The 22,089-nt window shown below is 61.7% G+C and carries 16 protein-coding genes and 1 tRNA gene; 6 read left to right on the top strand and 11 right to left on the bottom strand.

Annotated elements, in window-relative coordinates:
* Window positions 1-78: 78 nt before the first annotated feature.
* Window positions 79-1,524 (top strand): primase-helicase family protein, encoded by a 1,446-nt coding sequence (locus tag QTH91_RS20790; RefSeq protein WP_286662197.1) that lies wholly within the window; start codon window positions 79-81, stop codon window positions 1,522-1,524.
* A 657-nt stretch (window positions 1,525-2,181) separates the two neighbouring features.
* Here QTH91_RS20790 and QTH91_RS20785 read toward each other — a convergent pair.
* The 8 genes from QTH91_RS20785 to QTH91_RS20750 form a co-directional block, all read right to left on the bottom strand.
* Window positions 2,182-3,393, bottom strand: a complete 1,212-nt coding sequence (locus QTH91_RS20785) for a DUF3322 domain-containing protein (protein ID WP_286662057.1) — start codon at window positions 3,391-3,393, stop codon at window positions 2,182-2,184.
* Entirely contained in the window at window positions 3,390-6,791 is a 3,402-nt protein-coding gene (locus tag QTH91_RS20780) for an ATP-binding protein (protein WP_286662056.1), read from the bottom strand. Before QTH91_RS20780 ends, QTH91_RS20785 begins: the two co-directional genes overlap by 4 nt.
* Window positions 6,784-7,476, bottom strand: a complete 693-nt coding sequence (locus QTH91_RS20775; protein ID WP_286662055.1) for a DUF4194 domain-containing protein — start codon at window positions 7,474-7,476, stop codon at window positions 6,784-6,786. The genes QTH91_RS20780 and QTH91_RS20775 overlap by 8 nt, the downstream gene beginning before the upstream one ends.
* A 26-nt stretch (window positions 7,477-7,502) precedes the next feature.
* On the bottom strand, window positions 7,503-8,975 hold the full coding sequence (locus QTH91_RS20770; protein ID WP_286662054.1) for a DUF3375 domain-containing protein: 1,473 nt from the start codon (window positions 8,973-8,975) through the stop codon (window positions 7,503-7,505).
* 26 nt (window positions 8,976-9,001) lie between these two features.
* Window positions 9,002-10,948, bottom strand: coding sequence for an N-6 DNA methylase (locus QTH91_RS20765; protein WP_286662053.1), 1,947 nt, complete (start codon window positions 10,946-10,948; stop codon window positions 9,002-9,004).
* A 2-nt stretch (window positions 10,949-10,950) separates the two neighbouring features.
* Window positions 10,951-12,183: a restriction endonuclease subunit S gene (locus tag QTH91_RS20760; protein WP_286662052.1), complete on the bottom strand. Its 1,233-nt coding sequence runs from the start codon at window positions 12,181-12,183 to the stop codon at window positions 10,951-10,953.
* Window positions 12,180-14,378 (bottom strand): DEAD/DEAH box helicase family protein, encoded by a 2,199-nt coding sequence (locus QTH91_RS20755; protein ID WP_286662051.1) that lies wholly within the window; start codon window positions 14,376-14,378, stop codon window positions 12,180-12,182. Before QTH91_RS20755 ends, QTH91_RS20760 begins: the two co-directional genes overlap by 4 nt.
* A gap of 209 nt (window positions 14,379-14,587) precedes the next feature.
* Window positions 14,588-14,797 carry a helix-turn-helix domain-containing protein gene (locus tag QTH91_RS20750; RefSeq protein WP_286662050.1) on the bottom strand — a complete coding sequence of 70 codons (210 nt, stop codon included), beginning with the start codon at window positions 14,795-14,797 and terminating at the stop codon, window positions 14,588-14,590.
* A 214-nt stretch (window positions 14,798-15,011) separates the two neighbouring features.
* Here QTH91_RS20750 and QTH91_RS20745 point away from each other — a divergent pair, with 214 nt between their 5' ends.
* The 4 genes from QTH91_RS20745 (at window position 15,012) to darG (ending at window position 18,500) form a co-directional block, all read left to right on the top strand.
* Entirely contained in the window at window positions 15,012-16,154 is a 1,143-nt protein-coding gene (locus tag QTH91_RS20745) for an ImmA/IrrE family metallo-endopeptidase (protein WP_286662049.1), read from the top strand.
* Between the two features lie 10 nt (window positions 16,155-16,164).
* Window positions 16,165-16,647 carry a hypothetical protein gene (locus QTH91_RS20740; RefSeq protein ID WP_286662048.1) on the top strand — a complete coding sequence of 161 codons (483 nt, stop codon included), beginning with the start codon at window positions 16,165-16,167 and terminating at the stop codon, window positions 16,645-16,647.
* A gap of 143 nt (window positions 16,648-16,790) precedes the next feature.
* Window positions 16,791-17,372, top strand: coding sequence for a DUF4433 domain-containing protein (locus QTH91_RS23110; protein WP_368389477.1), 582 nt, complete (start codon window positions 16,791-16,793; stop codon window positions 17,370-17,372).
* Window positions 17,373-17,381: 9 nt separating this feature from the next.
* Entirely contained in the window at window positions 17,382-18,500 is a 1,119-nt protein-coding gene (gene darG / locus QTH91_RS20735; protein ID WP_286662047.1) for a type II toxin-antitoxin system antitoxin DNA ADP-ribosyl glycohydrolase DarG, read from the top strand.
* A 333-nt stretch (window positions 18,501-18,833) separates the two neighbouring features.
* On the opposite strand, the gene QTH91_RS20730 is transcribed toward darG, so the two are convergent.
* Window positions 18,834-20,225 (bottom strand): MrcB family domain-containing protein, encoded by a 1,392-nt coding sequence (locus tag QTH91_RS20730; protein ID WP_286662046.1) that lies wholly within the window; start codon window positions 20,223-20,225, stop codon window positions 18,834-18,836.
* A 222-nt stretch (window positions 20,226-20,447) separates the two neighbouring features.
* Between QTH91_RS20730 and QTH91_RS20725 the strand changes: the two genes are divergently transcribed.
* Entirely contained in the window at window positions 20,448-20,720 is a 273-nt protein-coding gene (locus QTH91_RS20725; protein WP_286662045.1) for a hypothetical protein, read from the top strand.
* 366 nt (window positions 20,721-21,086) lie between these two features.
* Here the strand turns inward: QTH91_RS20725 and QTH91_RS20720 are convergent.
* Window positions 21,087-21,161, bottom strand: a tRNA-Arg gene (locus tag QTH91_RS20720).
* 29 nt (window positions 21,162-21,190) lie between these two features.
* Window positions 21,191-21,883: a TetR family transcriptional regulator gene (locus QTH91_RS20715; RefSeq protein WP_286662044.1), complete on the bottom strand. Its 693-nt coding sequence runs from the start codon at window positions 21,881-21,883 to the stop codon at window positions 21,191-21,193.
* Window positions 21,884-22,089 lie beyond the last annotated feature (206 nt).

Below are 22,089 nucleotides of genomic sequence, written 5' to 3'. Positions count from 1 at the left end.
CTTTGCATGGGCGGGAGCGCCCGGGACTCGTGAACGCCCGGCGGCACCACATCAAACGTTGCGAGACCGTTGAATCTGATGTTGGATTTTGATATTTCTCCCGAGGTCATCCACTCGAGCGCAGGCGTAGCAGAGTCATCCAGTGAACTGCCGGCCTCCGCGGGTGCAGTGCAGTCAAAGAGGCCGATCGACTGGGGCCAGCTCAATCTGCTTCTAGATCGATTCACCCTCATCTACGGCACGGACAACGTATGGGACCAAGCCGAACACATGATGATGAAAGTCGGCGCGATGAGCCTGGCGCACGGCAACGATCTGGTGAACAGATGGAAGACGAACGACGAACGCCGCACGGTGCGGCCCGACCAGGTGGTGTTCGACCCGAGCCAGACTTGTGGCGACGAGTGTGTGAACCTGTTCGCCGGTATGGACCTGGCGCCCAAGGCCGGCGACGTCGAGCCGATCCTTGAACTGATCCGCTATCTCACCAGTCGCACGTCTGACAAGCCCGAAGAGTGCGCGGCGATCACGCACTGGCTACTGTGCTGGCTGGCGTATCCGCTCCAAAACATGGGCTCGAAGCAGCGCACTGCAGTCATCATGCACGGCGACGAAGGCACGGGAAAGAGCTTCCTTTTCGACCTGGTGGTAGACATCTACGGCAAGTACGGTGCCGTGGTGGGCCAGGACGAGTTGGAAGACAGGTTCAATGACTGGCGATCGGCCAAGCTTTTTGTCGTCGGTGACGAAATTTCAAGCCGCGCCGAGCTAGTCCACAACAAGAACAGGCTTAAGGCGTTGATCACCAGCCCGACAGTGCAGATCAACCCGAAGAACTTCGCGCGCCGTACCGAGAAGAACCACATGAATATCGTGTTCCTCTCCAACGAGAATCAGCCGCTTGCTCTGGACAATTCCGACCGCCGCTATCTAGTAGTGCACACGCCAGGCGCCAAGGACCCGGCCTACTACAGCGCTCTGGGCGCATGGAAGGCCGCCGGTGGCACGGCCGCCTTCTACGACTACCTCTTGCGCTACCCGGTGGGCGATTTCAGCATCTACGCGCCGCCTCCCTTCACGCAGGCCAAAGCCGACCTCATCGATATCAACCGCAAGAGTCCCGAGCGCTTTTGGGCCGACTGGTACGCCGGCCAGATCGACTTGCCCTACCACTCGTGCGAGGTGGACCAGGCATTCCAGGCGTACATCAAATTCGCCGCGCGCATCGGCGATCGCTTCCCGGTACAGCGCGAGCTGTTCTCGCGCATGGTCCTTCGCTTCAGCGACAGCATGGGCCACTCGATGCAGATCAAATCCATGCAGGTCCCGCAGGTCGGCGGCGGCCGCAAGGCCCGCCGGATGCTGCTGGTGTGCCCTATTCCAAAGGATGTAAAGGAGGGCGAATGGGCCGCCGAAACTTACAAGGTCTTCGCCGAACACCTGCGCAAGTACATCGGCGGCAATGGCGGTACATGGTCCCGCTCCCCCGGCGAGGAAGCGCAAACTGGAAGGGGCAACGAATGAAGCATGCAACGGCGCGCGTTGTCACACTGTTGCGAGGTAGTGTGACAGCAGAATCCAGCAACCGCGCGCCTTGTCACGGTGTTTCACTGTCACGCCTGCCTCCCGCGTGCATGTGCGCGCACACACATGCACGCGTGTGCAGGCGCGAGGCACGTAACACCGCAACAGCGTGACAACGCGCGCCAGTGCTTGCGTCACGCCGTCACACCTACGCGCGCAGGTGTGACAACCATTGGTCTTATAGAGAAGGAAGATGAAAGTGAAGAGGAAGGGAAGAGAAATGGAGGGCCTACGAGCCCTGGGGGCCGCTTCATGCGGTGGGTGTATCACCGGCGGCGCGTTTTCACGCCTGTCGCTCATTCTGGTGGCTTCCTACCGCAACAGTCGGTCGCTCCATGCGCGTGGACAGACCGCCCGCTGACTCCTCCCCCTTGTAGGTACTCCCGGCACTTGGAGCCCTCGGGGTAATTCGACCCCCGGCCGCCCGCTAGTTACAGGATGCTCGCATTGGTTAAGAAGCCGTACGTCGGTTAAACGATTCGCCCTCGTCGACTGGGCTGGCCTTCAGCGCAGGATCGACTGAGGCCGAACTTGTGTTCGATCACTTGTGAGCAACTGCATCAGCAGTTTGGGTACGCGTTGCTCGGTCTCCCGACCTTACGAGAAATGAGGCTGCGATACGAGGGCTCCTGGCGGGATGCACGCCAGTCGCTCGCAAACCCAGCCAAATCCAATGCGCTCCTGCTCCAGTCGAAGGCGGGACCGGTGGCGGTCGAATCTGAGTTCGTCATAGACGGCCGCCTCCTCGATCGTGAGACGCGGCAATTCGTGCCGCGCAGGCTGGGGCTCCTCGCCCCAGTGCAAGCGATGCGCGAGCAGCGTGTTTCGGTCCATCAGAAAAGACGCCGTGTGAGGAAAGTGGCCACGCAATTGGTCAAGGATGGCGAAACCGTGCGTATCAATGTCGCCCCAGTAGTGCAGCTGGCATCGATGCAGCCACGCGGCGCGCGCGAGCGCCTCCCAACCGTAGCCAGCGCCGAAGGCGACGATGGCGCCCGCCATCGTCGGAAAGGCGAGGAAGTTGGTCTCGTTCTCGGTGATGAAGACTCGCTCGACGGGCAACGCCAAAGCCGCGAAGCTCGCCGCGTCCAGCGTGATGTCGGGCAGCCCTTCGCAGCCCGGTAGGCCGGGCAGTGCCGGGTCAAGAAGACGAAACCGAATCCGGACGGGCTTGTCCAGGAACCCGAATCGGCGATTGAACTGCGCGACGCCATTCGCTCCGGGCTCGACAACCTCGGGCGGCAGCGCGAGGTCCAGCAGCTCGGCCAACACGCCTCTGTGGGCCTCGATGAACTTGCTGTCCACCCCAGGCACGTCGACCTGGCGCAGGTAGATTCCCGGCCGAGGATGGGCTTGCAGCCATGCGAGGACGGCCAACAGACGCTCCCAGCGGTCGGCCAGGTCCAGCGCCTGGATTGGCCGTCGGGACAGCCAAACCAGCAGCGCAGGCTGTACGGCCGCTGTCTGTCGCCACAGCACCTCGAAGCGTTGGGCCTGGCGTGCCTTGCCGATAAGGGCTAAGGCCTCGTGAACCGAGTCGACCCACACGGTTGCCGGAAGACGCTGGGCTCCCTGCACCCGGTGATTCCAATCCCGCCATTCGATCCGAACCTGCGGAGTTTCGGCAACGACGCGTACCCAGTCACGCACCGCCTCGAAGCGATCAGACAGGTCTGCGGCACTGGGGGGCTTCAGGTTCAGGCGTAGGGGCCATGCAACAGCATCCGTGACCGCCGCACGCAGCAAGTCACCACGGTCCCACAAGCGCTGGACTTGGGAGCGCAGGTCCGCTGGCGTGGTCCAGTTCATGGCGCCGCGCTGACTCCGGCGGCCCTCGATTCGGCCATCCCTTGGTCCTTCTGCGCCCGGTACTCCTCGATCGACAGACAGCGGAGCCGCGAGTCCCGCCCGCCCTCGTTGTGCACGAAGCCCACGCTGGCCACGAACGGCTCAATGATGTGGATCTTCTGCAGGGGCGTGACGATCAACAGTTGCAGATTGAGTTGCTGGAACAGGCGCAACCCATACTGCGCCGACTCGTCCGACCCGCGCCCGAAAGCCTCGTCGATGACCACGAAACGGAACGACCGCGAACGCACGGCACCCCATTCCAGCCCGAACTGATACGCCAGGCTCGCCGCAAGCACGGTGTAGGCCAGTTTCTCCTTCTGCCCACCTGACTTGCCGCCGGAGTCCGAGTAGTGCTCGTGTTCGGCACCGTCGGCGCGCCAGCGCTCGCTGGCCGAGAACAGGAACCAATTGCGCACGTCGGTGACCTTGGCGGTCCAGCGCCGATCGCCGTCCGACAATCCTTCACGGCCCCGGAAACGGTCGATGATGGTCTTGACCTGAAGGAACTTGGCTTCCGAATACTGCTCGTCGGCTGACCCTGTCAGCGCACCCTCGGTGCATGCCCGTAGATCCTGCTGGAAGTCGCGGATCTCGGCGTCCGGGCTGGGCTGCGCCACCAGCTTGATGTAGCGGCCGGGGTTGTAGTCGATGACCTGAAGCGACTGGTTGATGAAGTCGACACGCTCCTTGATGGTCTCCCGCTCGCGGGCAAGCTGGGCGTTGAAGTTGGCGATCTCGTTGATGGTGTTGACGTTGAGCAGCTCCTTGAAGCGCGCTTCAAACCGCGGCAGGTCGTCACCCTTCAAGGCAGTCAGCATCCGCTCGTATTCTGGCAGCGCCGCCAGGCTCACGTCCATCTCGACTGTCTCGGCTTTGAACTCCTCCTTGAAGCCTCGCATGGCATTGACGATCCGCTCGGTCAGACGGGCCAGGCGCTTGTCCTCCGCGTCAATACGCTCCTGCAGCCACTTGCGCACGTCCTGTTCGCGGTTGTCGCAGGACTCGACCGACAGCTGATGCTCGCCCAGCGCTTGTGAGCGCCAGCCATCCAGACGCTCGATCTGAGCATCTGTCAGCGGCGCGTCGTCCCAAATGCAAACTGTCAGATTCCGCAGGTCTTGCGCAGTCGCGTGCTTGGTTGCGATCTCTGCACGCTTGTCTCGGACCTCATCTCGCTTGTGTTCTGCTTCCGCAAGTCGGTCTTGCGCCGCCTTGAGCTGACGCCCCAGCTCCTGCAAGGTGTCGGATGCGGCTTCCAGCCGTGCGCGCTCCTCGGCGAGCGCAGCAATCTGGCGTGCCAGGCTCTTCCAGTCGATGTCGGCGAAGCGCGTGAACTCCTCCAGCTTGCTGAGGGCATCCAACCGGCCCCGAAGCTCATTGCGTGCCGTCTGGATCTCGCTGATGCGCTCGCCTAGCGTTGCAAGCCCTTCTTCCGATCGTTGCCGCTGGTCGCGCAAGGCGCGCAGCTTGTCGGCGTTGCTCCATCCGAGCACATAGTGGCTGCGATCGTCGATGCGGCTGCGGTCATCCTTCTCGTGGCGGCCGCTCGGGTCTTTGATCTGACCGGCACGCGTGATGGCGCGTGCCTCACGCCGAAACTGCTCCCCCGTGACACAGCAGGCCACGTCGAAGCGCTGGCGAAGCTGCTGCTCCAGCCACTCGTAGTGCGGCGAATCCGGCTTGATGACAAGTTTGCGCGCCAGCGACTGCGGATGCAGCGCCGAACCCTGCGTCGCCTTTCGCGGGCGCACATGGAAGTACACCAGTCGGGCGCCGAGATGCTGGCGGTCCACCCAGTCCGCAACGGCCTTGTAGTGCGCGTCCGGGACCAGCAGCGCGAGGCCGAAGCCGCGTAGCAGCCGCTCCGCGGCACCTTCCCAGTCGCGTTCGTCGTCACGCACCTGGATGAGCTCGCCCGCGAAGGGCAGTTCGCCCTCACCGATTGCCAGCGCTGCACATAGCGCATCGCGAATCCGGACCTGGACGGCGTCGATGTTGCTCTTGCGCCGCTGGAGACTTTCAATCTCTTCTGACAAGGCCGTGTGTTCTTCACGCCCCTTGCGGAAGGCAAAGTCCTCCTCGCGCTCGCGGTTGTCCAACTCGGCGATGCGCTCGCGCAAGCCATCAGCGCGCTGGGCAATGCTCTGCTGCTGAGCGAGGAAGCCTGCTTCGTCTGCCGGGGCGGACTCATCGATGCGAGCCAGCAGCTCTTGGAAGCGGTTGGACTTCTGCTGACGTTGTCCCTTGTCAGCCTCCAGGCGGCGAATCTCTGCCGCCAACTCCTCCAGGCGGTCACCACCATTGTCGCGCAGCGCCCGCTCCAAACGGCTGGCTTCCAGGCGCTCGATCTCGCGCTGAGCGTTCTGGCGCTCGATCTGCGCATCCAGCCGGGCAGCGTCCTCCGCCAGCAAGCCGAGGCGGCGGTCCAGCAACTCACCCTTGAGCCGGGCGAAGTAGGGCCGAAGCTGATCACGAGCATCTCGCCACCCCTGTATTTCGGACACCAGCGTCTGGTGGCGCTCGCCGTCCTCGACCAGGGGCGTCAGTGAGTCCACCTGTCGCTTGGCCTTGAGCACCGCCTGATGCGCCCGGTCCAGGTCATCGAAGTGGCGGATCAGGGCCTCGATGCGGTTGCCCACATCGAAGGGCTCCAGCATGTGGCTGCGCACGAAGTCCGTGAGGTTGCCCACCGACTTCATCGAGACGGTCTGGTGGAACAGCTCCAAGGCTTGCTCGTGCTCGATGCCGAAGCGACGTCGGAACCAGGCCCCGTAGGGCGGAAAGCTGTCGAACAGCTCGCAGCCTGCGCCGCGCAGCTTCTTGCGCAGGGCGGTGATGTCGCTGCCGAAGTCGCTGAAGTCATCGGCGATGGTGAGTTCCCGCTCGGCTGCCACGAACAAGCGTGCGGGCGCCCCCTGGGGGTCTTTCAGCCAGAAGGCCTGGGCCAGTGTCACGGCCTGGTCATAGCCCTCGTTGCGGAAGACGCCAAGGATGACCGAGTACCTCGACGCATCGCGCAGCGCCACAGGCCGGGCGCTGCCAGTGACCTCGTTGCGCTCGCTCTTGAAATGACCCAGCACATAGGAGCGCAAGGATCGTTCGCGGGCATCCGCCCCGGCCGCCTTGTTGTAGGCCACGCGATGCGCCGGTACCAGCAAGGTCGTGATGGCATCGACCAGCGTGGACTTGCCCGAACCGATGTCGCCCGTCAGCAGGCCGTTGCGGCCGTCTAGTTCGTAGCGCCAGACGCGCTTGTCAAAGGTGCCCCAATTCAGCACTTCCAGCCGCTGCAGGCGAAAGCCCACCCGGCTGTCGTCGGCCACAAAGTCCAAGGCAAGCGTCGGCGCCTCAAGCACCGGCCACTCCCGCCTTGTCGGTCGATCTGGCGAGCGCTGGGGACAACGCCGTACGATAGGCCTCCAAGCGCGCATCGAACTCGGCCAGCCATTGTGCGTCGACAAAGGCTTTCAGGATGCGCCGCAGCTCGTAGTGGCCTCGGTCTTGTGCAGTGCCTGCGGCGGGCTTGAGCCGTCGCAGGAACCCCAGGTCGACTACCTTGGTGATCGTCGAGTCCACCTGGTCGATAAGCCGCGCTTCATTCGTGCCATCGGGCAGAAACACCCGCATCAGCTCGGCAATCTCATCACGCGAGAGCACCAGCCGGGTGTCACCACCGCCGGCGTCGAACTCGGCCATGCGTTTGCGCAGCAGCGCCAGCATCAGGCTCACCGGGTAAGAGAGCGGTCGGCGAACGACGAGCCGAGGGGGGCGGGGCGCCCCCTCCGACTCGTCCGGATCAGGACGGCTCTTTAGGAAGGCGTGACCCTCGGACTCGTCCAACACCAGATCGAGCAGCAGCACGGCGGCCTGTTCGCGCACCCGCGCCTGCAAACGCAGCAGGCTGGCCCACAGGCGCTCGTCGTCGTCGCGGTAGAGCACGCCCTTGAGCAGATGCACCATCACCTGCGACAGTTCGGGCACCGCTGGCAGCGTATTGGGAGAGGTCTCCGCCGAATCGTCCTCGTGCAGCGTGTCGTTCAATTTCTTTTTCCCTTCACCCTAAGCCGTCAGCGTGTGAAGATCACGCGTGGCAAGCGCGCCTCGCGCGTCACCGCTTCCCCTGCTGCGTTGCTGGCCTGCCAACGGATCGGCTCTTCCACGGTTTCGTCGACGAGGGCTCGCACGCCGTCTAGGGCGTCGCTGGCGTCGCCGGCGTGGGCCAGCTCTAGGTACGCCACCAGTTCGGCCAGACCCTTATGCAGAGGCTCGGCGTCCAAAAGCTGGCGTAGCGTGACCTGCGGTTGGTGGCGCAACGCGCGTTGGACGGCCGAGCGCAGGCGTGACTTGTCCACGACGAACTGATCGAACAAGCGCGCGGTGTCGACGTCGTCCTCTCCCGCCACCAGCGACAGATCGGCGAGGCGCGGCTTCACGCTCAGCGTGAACAACGGCCGCTCCAGCGGCAGTTCAATATCCGCTCCCATCGCGCCGATTTGCGTCAGCGTGCCAGCCGGCGTCGCCTCGCGCAAGGTCAGCGCCTTGCTCTCGATGCCGTGCAGCAGGTCCAGGATGCGACGGTTCTCCACAAAGGTCCGGTCGTCCAGGAAGCGGCGCAACTGCTGCGATAGCTGGGCCACCGTGCGCTGTGTATGTTCGCCCGCTTCCAGCCAGTCGTGGTGCACGCGGCGGGTTCGCGGCTCGGGCTTCAGCGCCGCCACGGCGGGGAGCGCCAGTACCTGATCCAGCCGCCCGGAGAGTTCATCCTGCCGCCGGCTGGACATGAGAAAGTCCCAGAAGGCGCGGAAGCTGCGGCCCTGATCCGAGTCGCCAATCGCATCGCGCTCGCCCATGACCTCGTCGAGCAGCGTGCCCTTGGCGCCTTCCCATAACGCAATCTTCTCGCGCACCTTGCGGTCGAGCAGACGAAAGTTGTGCTCTACCTCGCGGAAGTCGGCCAGCAGCTCGCGCGCCAATTGCTGGAACTGCTGGAAGCGGTCCTTAACCGCCGTGTCGTCCAGCAACGACACGTCACCCGCGAGCACGCGAGCGATCTCAGCGTCCAGCTCGTCGCGCTTCCTGCGCAGCTCGTCCGCCCGCTTGATCGGATCGGCCTCGGTGCCGGCGCTGATCTGTTCCAGCAGGGCGAACAGCGTCAGCAGGCGAGACTCGGTGCCGACGAACGGTCGCTCGGTCAGCGATACCAGCCAGGCGATGGCCTTCTCGGTGGCGGGCGTCAGGTCGAACTGTGCCTCGTCAGTGCCCGGCTTGTAGAACTTGCGCAGCCAACCTTTGTCGTGTGCGGTCCAGTCGTTCAGGTACTCCGGCGCGCCCTTGGGGTAGGCATCTGCTCCCAACTGCTCGCGCTGGGTAAACAGCTCGTCTTCCAGCGCCTCGGCGAGATCTGCCTCGCTCATCACGCGTACGTTCGGCGTTACGAACACCCGGTGCAGGAAGCTGGCCACCAGCGGCGCGTGAGGCGAGGCCAGCAGCCGCCAAGCGGGGTGGCGGTCACGCAGGGTGGTGAGGACAGCGTGGTCCATCTCTTGGGGCTACACGGCGATTCGCGTCATGCGTTTGAGTCCGCTGGCACATCGGCTCTCAAAAGGGCACTGAGCCGCCCCAGCACCTGGGCCACGATGCGCCCCTGCTCCTCGATGCTGGCGATGATCTTCGCCGGCGTCCGATCGTCTACCGTGGCGATCGCGTTCGGGTTGACTGCCTTCAGATCAAACACAGCCGCATCGATGGCGGCGGCTTGTGCCTCCAGATCCCGGGCGGCCTTGTCCTTCTCACGGATCAAGGCGTCATGCGCTTTCAGCACATCGTCGGCCGCCTTCTCCTTCTTCAGACGCTTCAACTGTTCCTTCAGGTCCACCACCGCGGCTTTGAGCTCGGCCGCACTCTCCATCAGGGGCTGCATTTCCTCACGAGCCTTGGCGCGGCGGGCGGAAAAATCCACCGTCCACGACCACCGACTGTCTGCATCAGGCGTACCGCGTCGCGCCAACTGGCGGGCGTAGCTTGGAAAGGGCTTCCCCTCGTTATCCTCATCGGCTTGCCAGCCCGCCACCAGCGCGGCGGGCAACGCGACATCGTCCAGCACCGACCCATCCGCGGCGAAGCCAAAGTGCGCCAGCGTCAGTGGCGTCTTCTTGCCCACTTTCACCTGCGACAGGTCGTAGTACCAAATGCGCTCGGTCTTGCGGCCTTTGGTGAAGAACAGCAGGTTGGTCTTGACGCCGGCTCCCGCCGTAGAGAACACGCCGCCCGGCAGGCTGACGATGGCCCACAGATCGCACTCGTCCACCAGCTTGCGCTTGGTCTCGACGAAGGCGGTCTCATTGGTGCGGAACAGGAGTCCTTCGTCCAGCACGATCGCGCAGGCGCCACCCGGCGCCAGTTCATCCAGGATGTCCTGTACGAACAACACCTGGGTGGCGCTAGTTTTGAAGGCAAAGTTCTTTTGTGCGTCCGTGCCCTCCTTGCCGCCGAAGGGCGGATTGGTCAAGATCACATCGAATTGCTTGGGTGCGCCCGCAAAGAGCGCGCCGTAGGTGGCGCGGCGTGTCAGCGAGTTGCCGTGCCACAGATTGGGCTGGTCGATGCCGTGCAGCACTAAGTTGGCCAGCGCAATGGGGAACACCAGGTTCTCCTTCTCGCGGCCAAAGAAGGTGTCGTGCTTGAGCGTGTCGATGTCCGTGCTCGGTGGCTGGTTCCCCATCTTGCGGGCGATGTGCTCGTAGGCGATGGCCAGAAAGCCGCCCGTGCCGCAGCAAGGGTCGTACACCGTCTGGCCGAGCTTGGGGCTCACCGTGTGAACCATGGCGCGGATCACCTCGCGTGGCGTGAAGAACTGGCCGCCGTCGGAGTTTTTCTCGCCCATCTTCAACAGCAGGTCCTCGTACACCTGCGACAGGGTGAAGAAGTGCGTGTCGTCGACGTGATCGATGCTGATCTCGTGGACCTTGTCGAGGATGTCGCGAAGGTTGGTCTCGGAGTCCACCCGCACTCGCTCCACCGCCGTCATCGTGCGGCCGATGATACGCTGCTTGGGTGTGGCGTCGGGCATCGGCAGGTTGGTGCGTGGGTCCACGTCCAAGCTGTGCAGGTGAGGCAGTAGCTCCTTGTTGATGAAGTCGAACAGCCTGTTGTCGCCAGCGGCAAACAGTTCCTGGCGTTTCCAGCCGAACAGTTGGCCTTCCGCAGTCCGCGGGTGACTGGTCTTGTCAGCGTCAGTCTTCGGCGGCGGTGCCGCCCAGTCCTGCCAGCGGTACGGGGCGCGCAGCGCTGGCGTGAAGGTCGCGCCCACGGCTTCGGCCTTCTCCTGGTCGCGCGCCTCCTGCGCATCGAGTATGCGCAGGAACAAGATCCAGGTCAGCTCCGGCACGTACTGCAACGCGCTCGCACAATTCGAGCGGCGCATCACGTCGCAGATGCTCTTGACGAAAGAGGAGAGAGATTGGGTGCTGGCGATGGCCTTGGGGGCCTTGTCGGTCTTCTTGGGTCGGGGCATGTTCAGTTCTCGAAGGCTTGGGCGAGCAGGCGTTGGGGCAACATCGCCAGTTCTGCCTGCTGTGCATCCAGCGCTGCCCGTAGAGATGACGCCGCTGCCAAGCGCTGCTTGAGCTCGCGGATGATGCGTCGCTGGGCGTCAATTTCGGGCGCACAGACGTGGAAGGATTCCAGCGTCGGCATGTAGATCGTCTTGTGCGTGGCACCAATGGCCAGGTCACGCAGTTCCTTGCGCGCGCGGATCAGCGCGTGCATCAAGAATTCTGGGTCGAGTGCATCCCCGCACACCCAGTTCGCGAAGTCCTGACTCGTCGCCATGGGCGCGCCCATGATGGCCACGAAACCCACTGAGGCCGTGCGCGAGTAGCAGACCGTTCCGCGCGGCAAAATTCGCGCGGCCGAGTTGGCGATGCCCGCTGCGTTCGTTCGTAGCTGCGTACTGTCGACCCACTGCCCATCCAGGGCACGAATCTCGGTCAACGAGATCCACGACACGTCGCCGCCCCACCAGTCCGGACGCGACCGGCTCGGGGTGTGGCCGCTTTCGAGTCGTGCCACTTCGGTGAGTTTGCTCCACTGCCAGCCCGGTGGCGGGTCGTCAAAGGTCGGTGGCACGGCGACCGGTACCACTTTCGCGAAGGCTTCGCGGTAGATGGCGGCCAGGAGCGCATCGGCGCCATCGCGTTGCGCGATCGCAGCCTGCCGGGCGCACTCCACCTCGGTGAGTTGGGCTTTCAAGCGGGCGGCGGTGCGACACTGATCAGGCAATGTCGGTAAGTCGATCGGTACAGACGAGATCACTCCTTGTGCGATGTTTCGCATGGAATCGCTAGTACCGGTCGCGTAGTGCTCGATGTGCCGACGAGCCTTCGGGGCACGCAAGGCAAACAGCAGGTACTCCTTGGACGCGCGACCCTCGTCAATCACCAGACGCAGCGTCTTGTCGGAAAGCAAACGAAACGGGTAGTCGCGATCAACCAGAACCACCGCCCCAACGAACTCCTTGGTGTTCGCTCGGGAAATCAGCAGGTCACCTTTCTGCACGCGGTGGCTCACGTCTGGTATGTACTCGCCGTGCAGCGCCTTGGCTTCGTCTGGCTGGAAGTCAGACCACGTAACTGCGCTCACCTTCAGCACACCGAGTTCATCCGGCCGCGCGAGGACCTCAGCGGTTTGAAAGCTCTTTCCCGCTTGGATGTCGAGCAGCACATCACCCAGCGTGAGTTGATCGCTCATACCCCGAACAACCTTCCCTTGGCTTCGCGCATGACGTCCGTGGGCTTCCCAAGAGCGCGCAGCGCATCCAATCCTCCAGCCAGCTTGATCTCCGGCACGTCCCACAACGCCGGCGTTTCCAGCGCATCGGTGCCATCCGCCGCGAACTGATGCCCCAGGCCCTTGAGAACAATGGCGGCCTTGGAGTCCATGGCGTCGAACCATGGCCGGTGGCTGCTGATAAACAGCTCCCCGCGCTCGGGGCGCCGCAGGGCGCGGGCGTGGTAGCCGTGGTGGCCGAAGAAGTCGTAGAGGTCGAAGTCGGTCATTTGGTCGATTTCACGGATCACTTCGGGGCTGAAGTTGTCGCCCAGCAGGTGGTCGATGAGGCTGCGGCGTTTCTGCGCCTCGATCCACAGCGCGCGGAAGTCATTGAGGTTATGCGCTTCGGCGATCACACGCTGGATCACTTCGCGCCGGTATTCGTCCACCGGAATCGGCGTATCGCGCCCGTCGCGGCGGCTGAGGATGAAGTGGCCCTGCGCATTGATGCTCACGCGCTGCCCGCCAATCTCGCCCACAGCCGGGCCGTCATCCCCGCCGCCTCCGCCGCCGCCGTCATCGCCCCCGCCGCCCTTGCCGCCGCCACCCGGGCGCGGCGGCTTCGTGATGAAGTCGGTGCCGAACAGGCTCGTGACGTCGGTGTAGTCGTAGAGCCAGAACTTGTACTTGCCAGTCTCCTCGTGGATACGAGTGCCGCGCCCGACCATCTGGTAGAACTTGATCGGCGACTGGAGGTAACGGAAGAACACCACGGCGTTAAGCCGCTCAATGTCCACGCCGGCTTCCAACAGGTCCACTGTGCAAGCAATAAAGGCACGCTCGCCGGAACCCCGCATGGGCTCGATCATGTCCGCACCGTTGTTGGCGCCGCCCATGCACTTGAAAGCGTAGTGGTCCTTGGGCGTGTGTTCGTGCTTCTTGCACCAGCGCACGTACAGGTTGTTCATGTGCTGGGCAACGCGGTCGGCATGGATCTCGCGGGTGCAGAAGATGATGACCTTCTGCTCCGGACCGCCGTTTTCGCACAGCAGCTCGAACAGGTCGGCACACATCTTGGGCGTGCGCAACTCGATGAACAACTCGTCGTCGAAGTCTTTGCCGGTGTACTCGTCCTTAGTCAGGTCTTCTTCGGTGAGGGGCTTACCGGTCTTGATGTCCCTGACTCCGGCGGCGAGGATTTCCTTCTTCGTGAAGGTGGCGCTGTCGATGCTGGCCTTGCGCTTGACGATCTCGCAGGCGGCCAAGTAGCCGTCTTCCTGCGCCTGGATCAGCGTGTATTCGTATACCGGCTCGCCGAAGTATTGGCGGTTGTTGGCCGTGATTTCCTGGTCTTCTTTCGAGGCCTTATCGGACTCTTCCAGCTTGCGGGGCGTGGCGGTCAGGCCGATGTGGATTGCGTTGGGGTTGCGCCGCAGCACCTCAGACCAGCGACCCCAGGCCGACCGATGGCACTCGTCGATGATGATGACGCTGAAGGCGTCCTCGCCGTAGTGTTCGGTCAAGAAACTGGCAAAGCCTTCGTCATCGTCCAGGCCCAGGGTTTGGTACGTGGCGATGTGAATGCGGGCGTTCGCTGCCGCGTTGCTGCCGCGCTCCGTTTTGACGATGCGAGCGTTGTCGCCAAACGCAGCCTTGAGCTTCGTGTAGGCTTGCTCGCGCAGTTCGTCGCGGTCGCACAGGAACAAGGCTGGCTTGGGTAGCTGCCCGGCCTGCGATAGGCGCCACAGCAGGTTGGTGGCAATGATGGTCTTGCCAGCGCCGGTGGCCAGCGTCAGCAGCACGCGCGGCGGCTTGCCGGCCTGGCGGTCTAGCAGGATCTTCTCGAAGGCAGCGCGGATGGCGGCGTCCTGGTAGTAGCGGCTCTGCGACCAAGCGGCGCTATCCGCCTGGAACAGCATGGCCGACTCGGGCTTGGTGAGGTCGATGCCGGTGTCTTTGCAATAGCGCGCCGTCAGATCTGGGTGCGAAGGAAAACCGCCGAAGGGGGAAGGACCGTTGATCAGCTCGGTGAAGCGGTCGTACTCGCCGTACAGGTGACCATTGGTTGAGAAGACGTACTTCACATCGAACCGCAGCGTGTCCGCATACCCGCGGGCCTGCTGCATGCCCTTTAGCGGATCCTCGGCCTCCTTCTTGGCTTCTAGAACAGCCACTGGCATAGCCTTAGGGCCATTGGGTGCCTGCACACAAAGCAGGTAGTCTGTCCGGCCGGGGCCTTTGCGTCTGCGGCCTTTAGGTCCACTGGGCTCCACAGGCGGTGGCGTGAGCACGGTTTCGAGAGTGATGTGGTCGCGGCTGACGTATCCCTTGCCTCGTAGGACCGGGTCGATCAGGTGATAGCGAGTGTCCGCCTCATTCATGCTCATGCAGCCCCTCCGGATTGTTGGTCTTTGCCTTCGTCGGCGCCCCCGGCGCGCACCCATTCGTCTACTTCGGACAGCTTGAACTTCCATAGGCGACCCACGCGGTGAGCAGTTAGCCCCCGGTGCTCTCGCCAGCGGTATACGGTGTCCTTGGCCACCCCCAGATGCTGGGCGACCTGCTCGACGGAAACCCAGGGTTCAGCAGTCATGGCGCATCGGCTGTCAAATAGAGTTGTTTAAAGTGGACTAAACCGAAGAAGAGTCTATCAACGTAGGACGCGCGCCCAAAGCTTTGCTCAAGAGCGGAACAGCAAAATCTAGGATATCCATCCAGAGCCACCAAGCCCGAGCGTCGTGACAGCCCCGATCACGACGACAAATTAACAGTTTGCGAATTTGTGCAAGTTGCGCATAATCGCAAACATGGATGAAGCGGAAGAGTTTCGAACCCCCGGGCAACTGCTTGCCCACCTCCTCGAAGAACGCGGGTGGTCAAACCGCGTCCTCGCTGTCGTCCTAGAGGCGGAAGAGACGGGCATTAGCAAGCTTGTGGCTGACAAGAAGGCAGTAACGCCCGAGATAGCCATCTCGCTTGAGGAAGTATTCGATGTCCCGGCAGACCGCTTTCTCGCACTGCAGCGAGGGTTCGATCTCGCAAAAGCGCGCCTTGTGGTCCGACCCAACCCCAAGCGAGCGACGCGAGCGCAGCTATTTGGCGGACTCCCGGTTGCAGAGATGATCAAGCGAGGATGGCTTAACGCATCCGACGTACGGGACCTGCCAGTTGTTGAACGAGAGCTCGCCCGCTTCTTCGGCGTCGATGCAATCGACGATATCGAGATTCTGCCCCACGCAGCAAAGCGTACTGTGATTTCGGAGGATGCCACACCTACCCAGCTTGCGTGGCTTTATCGCGTGAGACAAATAGCGTCCGAGATGATCGTTGCGAAGTACTCTGCTGCGAGCGGGCGGCGCGCTATAGAAATGCTCAGACCGCTCACGTCGGCCGCAGAAGAAGCTCGCAAGGTCCCGCGGATCTTGGCCGAGTGCGGAATCAGGTTTTTGATTGTGGAGTCTCTGCCCTCCGCAAAGATCGATGGTGTGTGCTTTTGGCTCGGCGAGACCGCACCAGTGATCGGCATGACACTTCGCTTTGATCGGATCGACAATTTTTGGTTCGTTCTTCGTCACGAACTTGAGCACGTTCTCCAAGAACACGGGAAAAGCGCGATCACTATTGACGCTGAACTGGAGGGTGTTCGCGCGGGAGTCGGTGACGCCATCTCCGAAGAGGAGCGAGTCGCAAACGCAGCCGCGTCCGAGTTCTGCGTTCCGAAAAAGACGATGGATAGCTTTATTGCCAGAAAGGCCCCGACGTTCGCCGATCGAGACATCCTGGGGGTTGCTGCGACCTTGCGCGTGCACCCCGGGCTCGTGGCGGGGCAGCTCAGGTTTCGCACGGGACAGTACACCCGCTTTGCTTCGCATCTGGCAAAAATCCGTTCAATTGTCACCCGCAGTGCCGTCGTCGATGGCTGGGGAGACGTCGCTCAGGTAGGTCACTAAGGAGGGTCAAATGGCCAAGAAATCCCAAGAGATGCAAATCATCATCAAACGGTACAAGGACGAAAGCGGCAAGGCGTCGGTGGATATGCACGACGTCGCCAAGTACGCGGTGTCAATGGGTTGGCCGCTCCCGAAGCCGAAGACCGCCATTGAAAGATTGGCAGAGCAATTTTCGGTCGCAGCTCGCGAAGAGATCCGGCGCGACCCTGTCACGGGCAAACCCTACCGAGGAAACTTGGCGGTGACGACCTGGCAGGGCAACCAGCAGACCACGCTCTGGCACGACATCGATGACGCTCCACGTCATATCGCGCATCGATCATTCCAGCAGCGTCGCGAACAGATGGTCGGCGACGCTGTACAGCTCACCTTCGACGTTATGCACTGGAATCGAATAAATGAAGGGCAAGAGCCGATCGTCATGGAAATGGATTTCAATGACGACGTGAATTGGCGTCTCAATGCGCCGGACGACAATGAAAAGGCCGCATAGATTTGCCGATCTCGACATCGCCGGAGCAATAGTGCCTGGTGACGCACAACGCCAATAGGCGGTGGGCTGCCTGACGCAATGGCATCAAGGACGTTCGAACAAGGTAAACGGCTGCCATCGCCTACACAAGTACTGCCACTGCAATGGACCCTCGAGTCACCGAACTGCAATGCATCATGCCGACCGCGAACATCGCGTCTGTAATGGGGCACGGAATACTGTCTTACGAGGAGTCTGCGAAGCTTGCACATCACAGCGTTGCAATGCAAGCGGTACAGGACCTCCGTGACGCGAAGACAGTACCCGGCGGCCTGCGGCTACACCAGTACGCAAACCTCTACTTTCACGCCCGCAATCCAATGCTATCGGTAAGGAGAGACCACGACGTTTGCGTCCTCAGAGTGTCAACCCAGGTTCTGGCTCTGAATGGAACGGTAATCACTGATCAGAATGCGGCTAGCAAATATGTGCGCTTCTACGCGCCCAGCCAGTGGCAGCTTTTGGACTTTGATGACATTTTTGCGCGAACTTGGACTCATCCGGACGATCAGATTCGAGAATGGCGGCATAGCTCCCGCAAGTGCGCCGAAGTGCTTGTCCCTCACCGCGTCTTGCCTAACATGATCGTAGGAGCATATGCTCGCGACGCGGGCGCAGCAGAGCGCATGACTCAACAAGGCTTTGTGCGTCCGATCGAGATTAACCCAGATTTTTTCTTCAAGTAGTCCGTAGGTATGTTCAAAGCGCTCATCGGTGACATGTTCAAGAGCGATGCACAAACCTTGGTGAACACGGTCAACTGCGTCGGGGTCATGGGCAAAGGTGTCGCCCTTAAGTTCAAAGAGCACTTCCCCGCAATGTTCGACGACTATGTACGTCGTTGCGCGCGGAAGGAGGTCAAGCTGGGCGAACCTTACGTCTACGAAGATCTAAGTGGCGCAAAGATCGTCAACTTCCCCACTAAGGACCACTGGCGATCCGCCTCGCGCCTAGTCGATATTGACAGAGGCCTGACCTACTTGGCGCGGCACTATGAGCAGTGGGGCATCAAGAGCTTGGCCATGCCGCCGCTTGGCTGCGGGAATGGAGGTCTTGAGTGGGCCGAGGTTGGGCCTTTGATCTACCAGAAGCTCCATCGATTGCCCCTAGACATAGAAGTCTTCGCTCCCTATGGCACGCCGAGTACTGAGCTGACAACGGAATTTCTCGGCGCGCCGACGCAGCTGTCTTTGGAAGGCAAGGGGCGACGACTTGAGAAGATGCAGCCTGGATGGGTGACTCTGGTCGAAGTTCTGAAGGAACTAGAAGACCAACCCTATGCGCCGCCGGTTGGCCGAACGATTTTTCAGAAGATTTGCTACGTCGTCACCGAGCTTGGCGTTCCAACCGGGTTCGACTTTGGGAAAGGCAGTTATGGGCCCTTCTCGGCAGATGTCAAACCTGCCTTGCATGATTTTGCCAATCGCAACTGGATCCAGGAGAAGCCGCTTGGACGGATGGTCGCACTGCAAGTGAGTGACCAGTTTACAAAGGAGCGAAGTAAGTTCTCGACTGAGATCGAGCGCTACCGTAAGTCCATCGACAAGACGGTTGATCTCTTCAGTCGAATCAAAGACACAGAGCAGGCTGAAGAAGTCCTCACAGTGTTGTTTGCGAGTCGCCAAGTCAAGAAAGGCGACAGGAACGCTGAAGTGGATGAACAGCAAATCTACGACTACATCCTGGATTGGAAAAAAACTTGGCAGCAGCCGACAAAGCAACGCGCGGTCGCCGAGGCCGTTCGTAACCTCGCGTTGTTGGGCTGGATAAGGGTGAAGCCCAGTCGTTCGTTGATGGAGAGCGTAGGCGCTTGAGCCTAGGCACGTCGCACACAGGGCCTGGGCAGCTTTCGTCGACTCAGGCTGCCAAGCCCTCCCCATCGAAGCGACAGTCCTCCAGTTCGCTGGGGATGCGCCCTCGGCCGCTAGATCTCGACGCTCCGCACGGACCTCCTCCGCGCGAGAGCCTCCAATCTCTTTCGGTGCGCAAATTCGTTGGGGCCAGCTGCGACGCCATTTGCTCTAGCCGGCGAACGTCTCGACCTCGCGACCTTAACTCGTGGCGCGCAGTCGCGGAGTTTGTCTAGTTTGAGATGAGTTCCATCAAACTGGAAGACCGACCCGACAAACAAGCGATCTACCTTGCCTCTAGTCCTCCTCGGCCAGCATCGAGTGGTAGCGCTTCAGAGTGGAACGGTCAATCTGCAGACCTCGCCCGTTCAAGCCGGGCAGCCGGGACGTCAAGAGTGAATCCAATGCTTGCGCTTTTTCATCGCCGCGCCCATGGTGCAAAAGTCGATGGCAAGTTGGACAAAGCGGCACGATGTTCTCCTCAACATCCAAGCTGAAGGCGAAGTCATCCTGCCTGCTCATGGGGATCAAGTGATGCGCCTCCATGTAGGGCCGGCCGCTTCGTTTCGAAATAAACGTCGCATGAGCGGCACTTTCAGTCTTCAGTGCACAGGTGTTTCCTCCCATCGCAAGAGCTCGAGCTGCAACGTCCGCATTTCTCGCGTAGACACTCCGCCCCTGGCGCAGGCTCGTAGCGGGTCTCGGCTGGGGTCCCGTCGACGTGGGAGTGGCTAAGTCGCCGTGCGTCGAAATGATGGATTGAATGGCGCCCTGGAACTCCTCATCGCGATCTGCAGGCAGCAAGGATAGAAGTGTGCTTCCCGCTATACGGTGCAGCTCGTCGTACGCATCCAGCAGCGTCGCAAGATCGACGAGCAGCTGCTCCTCAGAAAGCGACTCGCGACGCAGATAGACCTTTGAAAGAATCGCAGCTTGCTCGTATCCCTTTCCGAGATCGCCAGTTGCTTTCAGATTGATCACGCCCCTACTGAATCCCGGGGGAGTGGTAAGGACGGCACCGGCTAGATCCGCAGACGCGCGCACTTTTTGCGCAGCATCTCCTTTAAATTCCTTTTGAAACTCAAAGTACCCCTGATTGAGAGACAGAACCGCCTCGTTTCCATCCTCTGAGAACAAGAGGACTACGTAGAAACCTCTGCGCGCTCCGGACGTGACTTCGCCCCGAAACACAGCGACCCACGGTATCGTGGCCATGTTCAATGGAAACTCACCAACCGAGCCGACCACCTTATATTTGGCCGCCTCTTGGCGCATATCAATGGCGCTCTTGAATATTGACGGCAGGTCCACACGAACTGCGGCAACAGCGGCGTCCTCATTCCCCTTCGGCACACGCGAAAGACGGCGCCTAGCCGGGACATAGTCTCGGAATATCAGGTCAAAGCTGCCCGATCCACCCCCATTCATCGAGCGCGCCGCATCGGCGAATTCCGGTCGGGCGGCTCGACAGTTAGCGCAAAATGCCAGCTGTCTAAATCCCTCGCGTTCGCTCGCGTCTTTCGTCGCATCATAGATGGACACGTGACGCAGCCAGCCGCCGTCCCGACCGAATAGACCAATCGGTTTGTATTCTCCGCGGCCCTTGTTTCGAACATCACTACATGCTTCGTCCACATGAAGCATTTGCGTCCCCATCGGACGATCGACGTTCAACCAGTATTCCTGCATGCGTCGCTCCTCTTTGTCAGCGAATTGTGTCCTGACACTACTGGAGCACTGAATGCAAGCCACCTCATTGAGAATGGCTCGGCGGCGGAACCGATGAATCTTTCACGCACATTGCGTGTTCCCGTTTGGCCCCGGGAGCCATGCGTCTGTTTCCTGGCGACAAGAACCCACTGTCAACGCACGGCTCACCGTACACTGGCCGGCGCGAAGGAGGCCCAAACGATGAGCCCTGTGTACAGCGAGGCGGCTAGCTCCACCGACCTCTATCGACAAGCCTACGAAACGGCTGAAGGCTATCTTGTGAAGGCGCAACGCCGAATTGATAAAGTCTTTGGCGAGGGCTATGCGGCCAACAATCCGGCCCTTGTAGCCGCCTTCATGCAGGTGTGTGCCACTGAGATGGGTACGGCACTCAGTGGGAAAGTGATGGGCGCTGCGCTGCGGGAGATCGCAAACAGCCTAGATGAGATCGCAGGCGCACTCCGCGACAGCTAAGTACCTGACGCGACGCCACCCGCACCGGGTGCTTGCGGCGACGCCCGTACTACCCCCCCCCTGCTGGCTTACAAACTCCGCCCAGGGTCTTGCGCGCCCGGCCGGTGAACGAATTTACATGCTTGCGTTCGAGGCCCGTCATGTCGAAAGCCTGCATTCTCGAGTGGCTTGTTCTAAAGCTTCGTGGCCGTGTGGGGGTACAAATCGGAAGATGCCCCCAATCCTCGCGAGCGTGCCCCCAGAAGTGCCCCCGGATACCCCCGGATTGATGCACACTTCCATGCACGCACTCGCACGATCGGCAAGGCATTTCAGAGGGGAAAACGAAAAAGGCCGGAAGCTCGTGGAAGCTTCCGGCCTTTGAATTGGTCCCGCCGCCAGGAATCGAACCTGGATCTCAGCCTTCGGAGGGCCGAATTCTATCCGTTGAAATACAGCGAGATTGCCACGCGACAGCGCATGGCAGTCGGCTATTTTAGCGTCGATCCGGGGAGGCCGCCCCGCCCTGCACAGTGCGTGGCCGATTTCGCCGGTTGGATCCACTGCGGGCCGAAGCCAAGCCCGGTCAGATAGACGAGCAGCACACGCTCGCCGGCTTCGACCAGATCGAAGGCCTCGGGCTCCAGCAGCCAGTCCTGGACGAGCCCGCCGATGATCGAGTGCAGGCCTTGCGCCGCCATCGCGACTGGCAACGGCAGTCGATGCCCCGCCAGGCGCGCCGCACTGCGCAGCGCGTCCTCGAAGTCGTTGAGGAAGAGCCGACGCGATTCGATGTGCCGCCGCTGCACGGCCTGCATCTCGTCGGTGTATTCGATCTTTCGGGTGGCGATGTCGACCACACGCCGGACCGCTGGGTCGGTGGCGATCACGCGCAGCACCGTCACCAGCGTGGTCCGGGCCGCGAACAGTGGCTGCTCGGCGCCCGCTTCCATGCCCGCGCGGTTGGCTGCCTCCAATGGCAGCGTGACGCGATCCATCATGGCGTTGAACAGGTCGGCCTTGTCCTTGAAGTGCCAGTACACCGCGCCTCGTGTGGCGCCGCATGCCTGCGCAATCTGCTGCAGCGTGGTGCGCGAGACGCCCTGCTCCTGAAACAGAACCTCGGCAGCATCGAGCAGCCGCTCGCGCGTGGCGAGTGCCTCTTCCTTTGTTCGACGTGCCATGTTCCGGTTGCCTCCTGAATTGCTTGTTGTGAATCCGCATTGCCCGGGCCGAAGACCCTACAACGCCACTATACATACACGGATGTATGTATACTAGCGTCACATCAAAAAGCCTCACCGAATCTGTCGCCCATCCGCGCAACGCGCCGGGCGCCCGGTGGGCTCTTGTCGTTTTTTTGTTTCTGACTTCTTCCCCAAAGGACTCG

It is taken from the genome of Variovorax dokdonensis (assembly GCF_030316895.1).
In the GTDB taxonomy this organism is placed as follows: domain Bacteria; phylum Pseudomonadota; class Gammaproteobacteria; order Burkholderiales; family Burkholderiaceae_C; genus Variovorax; species Variovorax dokdonensis.
This window is presented reverse-complemented; position numbering and strand designations above follow the sequence as displayed.

Bases quoted from the DNA above. Each gene is read 5' to 3' on its own strand.
- QTH91_RS20790 (WP_286662197.1), top strand. From the start codon at position 79: ATGTTGGATTTTGATATTTCTCCCGAGGTCATCCACTCGAGCGCAGGC.
- QTH91_RS20785 (WP_286662057.1), bottom strand. From the start codon at position 3,393: ATGAACTGGACCACGCCAGCGGACCTGCGCTCCCAAGTCCAGCGCTTG.
- QTH91_RS20770 (WP_286662054.1), bottom strand. From the start codon at position 8,975: ATGGACCACGCTGTCCTCACCACCCTGCGTGACCGCCACCCCGCTTGG.
- QTH91_RS20765 (WP_286662053.1), bottom strand. From the start codon at position 10,948: ATGCCCCGACCCAAGAAGACCGACAAGGCCCCCAAGGCCATCGCCAGC.
- QTH91_RS20760 (WP_286662052.1), bottom strand. From the start codon at position 12,183: ATGAGCGATCAACTCACGCTGGGTGATGTGCTGCTCGACATCCAAGCG.
- QTH91_RS20750 (WP_286662050.1), bottom strand. From the start codon at position 14,797: ATGACTGCTGAACCCTGGGTTTCCGTCGAGCAGGTCGCCCAGCATCTG.
- QTH91_RS20745 (WP_286662049.1), top strand. From the start codon at position 15,012: ATGGATGAAGCGGAAGAGTTTCGAACCCCCGGGCAACTGCTTGCCCAC.
- QTH91_RS20740 (WP_286662048.1), top strand. From the start codon at position 16,165: ATGGCCAAGAAATCCCAAGAGATGCAAATCATCATCAAACGGTACAAG.
- QTH91_RS23110 (WP_368389477.1), top strand. From the start codon at position 16,791: ATGGACCCTCGAGTCACCGAACTGCAATGCATCATGCCGACCGCGAAC.
- darG (WP_286662047.1), top strand. From the start codon at position 17,382: ATGTTCAAAGCGCTCATCGGTGACATGTTCAAGAGCGATGCACAAACC.
- QTH91_RS20730 (WP_286662046.1), bottom strand. From the start codon at position 20,225: ATGCAGGAATACTGGTTGAACGTCGATCGTCCGATGGGGACGCAAATG.
- QTH91_RS20725 (WP_286662045.1), top strand. From the start codon at position 20,448: ATGAGCCCTGTGTACAGCGAGGCGGCTAGCTCCACCGACCTCTATCGA.
- QTH91_RS20715 (WP_286662044.1), bottom strand. From the start codon at position 21,883: ATGGCACGTCGAACAAAGGAAGAGGCACTCGCCACGCGCGAGCGGCTG.